The organism is Pseudomonas sp. HMWF021 (assembly GCF_003061005.1).
In the GTDB taxonomy this organism is placed as follows: Bacteria; Pseudomonadota; Gammaproteobacteria; order Pseudomonadales; family Pseudomonadaceae; genus Aquipseudomonas.
The window spans coordinates 71068-78989 of record NZ_QAIK01000145.1 but is presented as its reverse complement, the minus strand read 5'-3'; the positions used below and the strand labels follow the sequence as shown (position 1 = coordinate 78989).

5 protein-coding genes and 3 tRNA genes are annotated in these 7922 nt (G+C 60.5%); all 8 read left to right on the top strand.

Annotation, left to right across the window (positions count from 1 at the left end):
• Positions 1-1398, top strand: a 1398-nt coding sequence (gene purF, locus DBR18_RS20515; RefSeq protein ID WP_256588820.1) for an amidophosphoribosyltransferase, incomplete at its 5' end; no start/stop codon positions are given.
• Positions 1399-1471: 73 nt separating this feature from the next.
• Positions 1472-2683 (top strand): O-succinylhomoserine sulfhydrylase, encoded by a 1212-nt coding sequence (locus DBR18_RS20510; RefSeq protein WP_108591679.1) that lies wholly within the window; start codon positions 1472-1474, stop codon positions 2681-2683.
• A complete protein-coding gene (locus DBR18_RS20505) occupies positions 2680-3456 on the top strand; it encodes an SDR family oxidoreductase (RefSeq protein ID WP_108591678.1) in 777 nt (258 codons plus the stop codon). Before DBR18_RS20510 ends, DBR18_RS20505 begins: the two co-directional genes overlap by 4 nt.
• A gap of 216 nt (positions 3457-3672) precedes the next feature.
• Positions 3673-3748: transfer RNA gene (locus tag DBR18_RS20500), tRNA-Val, on the top strand.
• 56 nt (positions 3749-3804) lie between these two features.
• Positions 3805-3881, top strand: a tRNA-Asp gene (locus tag DBR18_RS20495).
• 94 nt (positions 3882-3975) lie between these two features.
• Positions 3976-4052, top strand: a tRNA-Asp gene (locus DBR18_RS20490).
• 505 nt (positions 4053-4557) lie between these two features.
• Positions 4558-7389 carry a xanthine dehydrogenase family protein molybdopterin-binding subunit gene (locus DBR18_RS20485; protein ID WP_108591677.1) on the top strand — a complete coding sequence of 944 codons (2832 nt, stop codon included), beginning with the start codon at positions 4558-4560 and terminating at the stop codon, positions 7387-7389.
• Complete coding sequence (locus DBR18_RS20480; RefSeq protein WP_108591676.1) at positions 7382-7921, top strand: (2Fe-2S)-binding protein; 540 nt, start codon at positions 7382-7384, stop codon at positions 7919-7921. Before DBR18_RS20485 ends, DBR18_RS20480 begins: the two co-directional genes overlap by 8 nt.
• Position 7922: the final 1 nt, after the last annotated feature.

The window sequence follows — 7922 nt, the reverse complement described above, 5'->3', positions numbered from 1 at the left end:
AGCCATGATGGCCGGTTGTTCCTGCGCAAGGACAATGGTCTGGTGCGTGACGTGTTTCAGCAGCGTCACATGCAACGCCTGGTCGGCCACATGGGTATCGGCCACGTCCGTTATCCGACCGCCGGCAGCTCGACCTCGGCCGAAGCGCAGCCGTTTTACGTCAACTCGCCTTACGGCATCACCCTGGCGCACAACGGCAACCTGACCAACGTTGAACAGTTGGCCAAGGAGATCTACGAATCCGATCTGCGCCACGTCAACACCAGTTCCGACTCGGAAGTGCTGCTCAACGTGTTCGCCCATGAGCTGGCCCAGCGCGGCAAGCTGCAGCCGACCGAAGAAGACGTGTTTGCCGCCGTGACCGACGTGCACAACCGTTGTGTCGGCGGTTACGCGGTGGTGGCGATGGTCACCGGTTACGGCATCGTTGGTTTCCGTGACCCGCACGGCATTCGTCCGATCGTGTTCGGCCAGCGTCACACCGACGAAGGCGTCGAGTACATGATCGCTTCCGAAAGCGTCTCGCTGGACGTGCTCGGGTTCACCCTGATTCGCGACCTGGCCCCGGGTGAAGCGGTCTACATCACCGAAGACGGCAAGCTGCACACCCGTCAGTGCGCAACCAACCCGTCGCTGACCCCGTGCATTTTCGAACACGTCTACCTGGCGCGTCCGGATTCGATCATCGACGGCGTGTCGGTTTACAAGGCGCGTCTGCGCATGGGCGAGAAGCTCGCCGAGAAGATCCTGCGCGAGCGTCCGGAGCACGACATCGACGTGGTCATCCCGATTCCGGACACCAGCCGCACCGCTGCGCTGGAACTGGCGAACCACCTGGGCGTGAAATTCCGCGAAGGCTTCGTCAAGAACCGTTACATCGGCCGGACCTTCATCATGCCGGGCCAGGCGGCGCGCAAGAAGTCGGTTCGCCAGAAGCTCAACGCCATCGAACTGGAATTCCGCGGCAAAAACGTGATGCTGGTCGACGACTCGATCGTGCGCGGCACCACCTGCAAGCAGATCATCCAGATGGCTCGCGAAGCCGGCGCGAAAAACGTCTACTTCTGCTCAGCGGCTCCGGCCGTGCGCTTCCCGAACGTTTACGGTATCGACATGCCGAGCGCTCACGAACTGATTGCACACAATCGTTCGACTCAGGATGTGGCGGATCTGATCGGCGCGGACTGGCTGATCTATCAGGACCTGCCTGACTTGATCGAAGCGGTCGGTGGCGGCAAGATCAAGATCGAACACTTCGATTGCGCGGTGTTCGACGGCAAGTACGTCACTGGCGACGTCGACGAGGCTTACCTGAACAAGATCGAGCAGGCACGCAACGATGCCTCCAAGGTCAAGACCCAGGCGGTCAGTGCGATCATCGATCTGTACAACAACTGAGTTTCTACCGGCCCTGAGGGGCCGGTTTTGTATCTGACTTTTAATTTTCGTGAACAGGGCAAGGAGTGACAGCATGAGTCAGGAATGGGATGCCGGTCGGCTGGACAGCGACCTCGAAGGCGTAGCGTTCGATACCCTGGCCGTACGTGCCGGTCAGCACCGTACGCCGGAAGGTGAGCACGGTGATCCGATGTTCTTCACTTCCAGCTACGTGTTCCGCACCGCCGCCGACGCGGCTGCGCGGTTTGCCGGGGAAGTGCCGGGCAACGTTTACTCGCGCTACACCAATCCGACCGTGCGCGCGTTCGAAGAGCGTATTGCCGCGCTGGAAAGCGCCGAGCAGGCCGTTGCCACCGCAACAGGTATGGCCGCGATCATGGCGGTGGTGATGAGCCTGTGCAGCGCCGGCGATCACGTGCTGGTGTCGCGCAGCGTGTTCGGTTCGACCATCAGCCTGTTCGAGAAGTACTTCAAGCGTTTCGGCGTGCAAGTCGATTACGTGCCATTGGCTGATCTTTCGGCGTGGGACGCGGCGATCAAGCCGAACACCAGGCTGCTGTTCGTCGAGTCGCCGTCCAACCCACTGGCCGAGCTGGTCGACATCACCGCGCTGGCAGAAATTGCTCACGCCAAAGGCGCGATGCTGGTGGTCGACAACTGCTTCTGCACGCCTGCGCTGCAGCAGCCGCTGAAAATGGGTGCGGACATCGTCGTGCACTCGGCAACCAAGTTCATCGACGGCCAGGGCCGTTGCATGGGCGGTGTAGTGGCCGGTCGCAGTGAGCAGATGAAAGAAGTCGTCGGCTTCCTGCGCACCGCCGGGCCAACCCTGAGCCCGTTCAACGCGTGGATCTTCCTCAAAGGTCTGGAAACCCTCAACCTGCGGATGAAGGCGCACTGCGCCAACGCTCAGCAACTGGCTGAGTGGCTGGAGCAGCAGGACGGCATCGAGAAAGTCCATTACGCCGGTCTCAAGAGTCATCCACAGCACGAACTGGCCCAGCGTCAGCAGAAAGGCTTCGGTGCGGTGGTGAGTTTTGAGGTCAAGGGCGGCAAAGAGGGCGCGTGGCGCTTTATCGACGCCACCCGCTTGATTTCGATCACTGCCAACCTCGGTGACAGCAAAACCACCATCACACACCCGAGCACCACCTCCCATGGCCGTCTGGCGCCGCAGGAGCGGGAAGCAGCAGGGATTCGTGACAGCCTGATCCGCATCGCGGTCGGCCTGGAAGACGTGGCGGACCTGCAGGCCGATCTGCTGCGCGGTCTGGCGGCGTTGTGATCGAGTTGTCTACTCCGACCGCTGGCACCCATGGCCGCGTGGCGCTGGTCACCGGTGCTGCGCGCGGCATCGGTCTGGGCATCGCGGCCTGGTTGATCAGCGAAGGCTGGCAAGTGGTGCTGACCGATCTTGATCGTGTGCGCGGTTCGAAAGTGGCGAAGGTGCTGGGCGAAAATGCCTGGTTCATTGCCATGGACGTTGCGGATGAGGGGCAGGTCGCGCTGGGTGTCGCCGAGGTGTTGGGGCAGTTCGGTCGCCTCGATGCGCTGGTGTGCAACGCGGCGGTGGCCGATCCGCACAACATCACGCTGGAAAGTCTCGATCTGGCGTACTGGAATCGGGTCCTGGCGGTGAACCTCAGCGGGCCGATGCTGCTGGCCAAGCACTGTGCGCCGTATCTGCGCGCGCACAACGGTTCGATCGTCAATCTGGCCTCGACCCGTGCTCGGCAATCGGAGGCCGATTCCGAGGCGTATGCGGCGAGCAAGGGTGGTTTGTTGGCGCTCACGCATGCGCTGGCGATCAGCCTTGGGCCGGAGATTCGGGTCAATGCGGTCAGCCCGGGCTGGATCGATGCACGGGATCCTTCTGCGCGACGTGCCGAGCCATTGGCCGATGCCGATCATGCGCAGCATCCGGCGGGCAGGGTAGGGACGGTCGAGGACGTCGCGGCGATGGTGGCGTGGCTGCTGTCGCGCAATGCCGGGTTTGTGACCGGGCAGGAATTCGTCGTGGATGGTGGCATGACGAAAAAGATGATCTATAGCGAGTAGATCACCTTTTTCTTCTGAATTTGCGTTGAATGAACTGACGTCTTCGCGGGCAAGCCCGCTCCCACATTTGGAATGCATTTCCCTGTGGGAGCGGGCTTGCTCGCGAAAGCGGTGTCGCGGGGATGACTCAATTTTGTCTTTTTCAGAAAAACTTCAATCCTGCTATTGACTTAGGTTCGCTACCTGCGTAAATTTCGCGGCCTCGGAGATGCAAACGGGTGATTAGCTCAGCTGGGAGAGCGTCTGCCTTACAAGCAGAATGTCGGCGGTTCGATCCCGTCATCACCCACCACTCCCCGAGAGACTTGCGAAAGCAAGAGCGTAGGCTGAAAGTGCCTGCACCGACGCGCAGCGGTAGTTCAGTCGGTTAGAATACCGGCCTGTCACGCCGGGGGTCGCGGGTTCGAGTCCCGTCCGCTGCGCCATATTTTACGAGTCAGGCAATGTCTGGTTCGCGATTGCAAAGCACCGAAGCTTTCAATCAAAACGAGTTACTTGAGCGCAAGCTCAAAGCGATACGCAGCGGTAGTTCAGTCGGTTAGAATACCGGCCTGTCACGCCGGGGGTCGCGGGTTCGAGTCCCGTCCGCTGCGCCATATCTGTTTCAAGGACCACTGAACGCCTTGAAACACCGAAAGCAACCGCTGGTTGGTTCGGAATCGATAGCAAAGACCCTGGTCGAAAGACCGGGGTTTTTTGTGTCTGAAATTTGACCCTCTCTCCCTTCATTACCCAGCCCTGCACAAATCCCCGTAGGAGCTGCAGCACGCTGCGATCTTTTGATTTTGATCGTAGAAGCAGGATCAAAAGATCGCAGCCTCGTTTCACTCGACAGCTCCTACATGGAAGGGGGAGTTGCATGTAGATGGCGGGTGGTCGATTGACGCCATGCGGTGCCACGTCGCATTGATTTTTTGATTCTTTAGTCAAATTTTTGTAACTGGTTGTTTGCTGCGAGCCCAGAAACCTTTAAAGTTAACCTTTCGGTCAGCTTTGCACTGTCAACACGCCCTTTGTTTAGCCAAAAAGGGCTTCTGCAAGACTCGAGATTCCCAGTAGATAACCAGAAGGGCGGACACATAACCGCCCAGAGGATGATCCATGTCCAACCGTGATATATCCCGGCGCTCGTTCCTTCAGGGCGGGCTGGTGGCGGGTGTGAGCGTCACGCTCACGCCGCTCAGCAGTCAGGCGCTGGCTGCCTTGATGGAAAACAGCGTAACCGTGCCGTCCGAGAAGTGGCTCGGCAACAACGGCAAGGCACGCCAACGTAACGATGCCCTGTCCAAGGTCTGCGGCAGCAAAGTCTTTGCCCGCGACATTCGCTCCAAGGACATGCCGGGCTGGCCTGAACAGCAAGGCCACGCCATGCTGCTGAAAACCATCAAGGCCGACCGTATCTACGCCGGCTACGATCTGTCGTGGCTCGGTGCCGACTTGCAGCCTGACCGCATCGTCACCGCAGCTGACCTGGACAAGGACGGTATCGTCTTCCCCGAAGAGCACGCGCCGAACCCCTTGCTGCCGGAAGGCAAAGTGCCGATGTTCATCGGCCACCCGGTAGCGATCCTGATCTGGAACGACTTCGAGCGTTTCCGCCAGGCCAAGAACAAACTCAAATTCAACGACAAGGCGATTCGTTACGGTGCACAAGTGCCGTACTACGAAGGCGACCCCTATGGCAGCTTCCGCTACGTGCGCGTGGGTGGCGCGACCTCGGCCGACGAAGACGAATTCGCCAGCCTGAAGGACTCGATCCTGTTCCCGATGCTGAAAAACCGGCGTCCGGTGTGGAATTCCCAGCCGAACCTGCACGGCAACCTGACCGAGCGCGGTCTGTTCTATGCCGATCGCATGAAGCAGCAGATCGACACGCCGCCGGAGAACTGGCTGGTGTTCGATGAGCGCTACAAGACCCCGTCGATCGAACCGGCCGCCATGGAGCCGGACAACGGCAACGGCTGGTACGACCCGAAAACCAAGACCCTGCACTTCGTGGTCGCCACCCAGTGCCCGCTGGAAGCGGCGACCGAGACCGCGAAAATGATCGCGCCGTCGCGCTTCGGCCTGGACAACCTGAACATGCACCCGGGTTACACCGTGGGCTACGGTTCCAAAGACCACAACATCTTCGTCTACTACGCGGCCCTCGCTGCACTGTATGGCGCCGGTGTGCCGATCCGTCTGGCTAACGACCGCTACGAGCAGTTCCAGAGCGGCATCAAGCGCCACCCGTTCGATATCCGCTACCAACTGGCGGTGGACAAGAACGACTACAGCTTCAAGATTTTCCGCGCAGAAATGAGCGTCGATGGCGGCGGTCGCATCAACTACAGCCCGTCGGTGGCTGCGGTGGGTGCCACGGCGGCGCAGTCGATCTACTACATGCCGCAGAACGATCTGCAGGTCACCGCTTACCACTCCCGTGGCGTTGAAGCGGGTTCGATGCGCGGTTACGGCACTCTGCAAAGCATGGCCTCGACCGAAATGATGGTCGACGAAATCGCCAATCGCCTTGGTGTTGACGCGATTGATCTGCGCCGCAAGAACGCCTTGCGTTCCGGCATGAAAAACACTCAGGGTGCGATCCCGGCGGGTGCTTTGCGTCTGCACGAAATTCTCGACAAGGCCTCGGTGCACGAAGTCTGGAAAAACCGCGACGCGATCAAGAAACAGCGCGAAGCCGCCGATCCGGACAACTGGTATGGCGTCGGTTTTGCCATTTGCCAGAAAGACTTCGGCACCGGTTCCGAAGCGCCGATGGCCAGCATCGAATTCACCGCTGAAGGGCGCATCACCCTGCGCCACATCGGTATCGAAATAGGCACCGGCATGTCCACTTCGCAAGCACTGGTCGTCGCCGATTTCCTCGGTAGCCCGGCGCATGACGTGAAGACCGGCGAAACCGAATGGAAGGAAATGCAACTGATCACCAGCGGCAACCCTTACATCATGAGCCAGGCCGAGCAGGACAATCTGCTGCGCAACCCGCGTTGGGTCGGCAAGCTGGCCTCCGCTTCGTCCGCCACCAACTCGGCCTACTACTTCAGTCACGCCACCCGTGAAGCGGCGCGCGTGCTGTTCAACAACGGCTTGTGGCCGGCGGCCATGGAAATCTGGCGTCAGGGCCCTTACGGCGGTCAAGCCAACCCTTACGTGGTGCGTCGTGAAGATGCGCATTGGGTCGACGGCAAGCTCACTGCCAACGGTATGCAGCCACTGACTTTTGAAGAGCTGGCCAAGCGCGCTCACGAACGTGGTCTGGTCACCGGCGCCACCGTTCACGCGTTCAACCGCTGGAGCTGGGCTGAAGCCGAATACAGCATCGACGGCGTGCGCGAGCGTCTGCCGCTCGACGGTCTGGCGGTGAAGTACGGCGATGGTGCGCCGAAGGCGAAGAAAGCGCTGATGAGCACTGCAGGTTTCCACCTGCTGGATCGCCAGAACATCAACTACCCGGTTGTCCAGTTGAACAACGCCGCGGTGACTTACTACAGCCCGGTCGCGACGCTGGTGGAACTGAAGGTCAACAAAGGCTCGGCGGAAGTCGAAGTGCTCAACCACCATTCGTGGGTCGAGTGCGGTCGGGTGCTGGTCGAAGAACTGGTCAAGGGTCAGCTCGAAGGCGGGATCGCCATGGGCATCGGTCACGCGCTGATGGAAGAGATGCCGCTGTACGAAGGAGGGCCGGGGGAGGGTGACTGGAACTTCAACCGTTATCGCCTGCCGATGGCCCGGCACGTGGCGGTGTGGAAGCAGACCGCGGAAATTCTGCCACCGCTGTCACCAAGCGATCCGTCCAAAGGCATCGCCGAAGTGGTGATGATCCCGGTGGTCGGTGCCATCGGTAACGCCGTGGCGCACGCCATCGGTAAACGTGTTCGCGATCTGCCAATCACTGCTGCGCGCATCAAGGAGGCCCTCAATGGCTAACCGTCCGCTTCAACTGACCCTCAATGGTCAATCCGTCGGCCCGGTGGACATCCCTGATGACCTGCCGATGATCGACTATCTGCACGAATACAAGAACCTCACCGGCTCGCGCCTGGGCTGCGGCCAGGGCATCTGCCGCGCCTGCGTGGTGATCGTCGACAACCCGGACGGCACCAGCGAAGAAGTGCGCACCTGCATCACCGGCGCGCATTACTTCGAGGGCAAGAAAGTGCGCACCATCGAAGCCCACGCCAAGCGCGATGAGAGCGGTCAGGTTACTGAGCTGAACCCGATCCAGCAGCGCTTCGTCGACGAATTCGCCTTCCAGTGCAGCTACTGCGCACCGGGCTTCGTCAACGCCGCGACGGTGCTGGTGGAGAAGCTGCAGCGCCAGCCGATCGCCAAAAGCAAACTGGAACAGGTCATCGAGGACAGCCTTGGCCATCACGTCTGCCGTTGCACCGGGTACGTGCGTTACTACAACGCCACCCGCAACGTGCTGACCGATCTCGGCCTGGTCAAGGAGGGTTGAG

Excerpts from the sequence above, each read along its gene's own strand:
- DBR18_RS20510 (WP_108591679.1), top strand. The coding sequence starts at position 1,472 with ATGAGTCAGGAATGGGATGCCGGTCGGCTGGACAGCGACCTCGAAGGC.
- DBR18_RS20485 (WP_108591677.1), top strand. The coding sequence starts at position 4,558 with ATGTCCAACCGTGATATATCCCGGCGCTCGTTCCTTCAGGGCGGGCTG.
- DBR18_RS20480 (WP_108591676.1), top strand. The coding sequence starts at position 7,382 with ATGGCTAACCGTCCGCTTCAACTGACCCTCAATGGTCAATCCGTCGGC.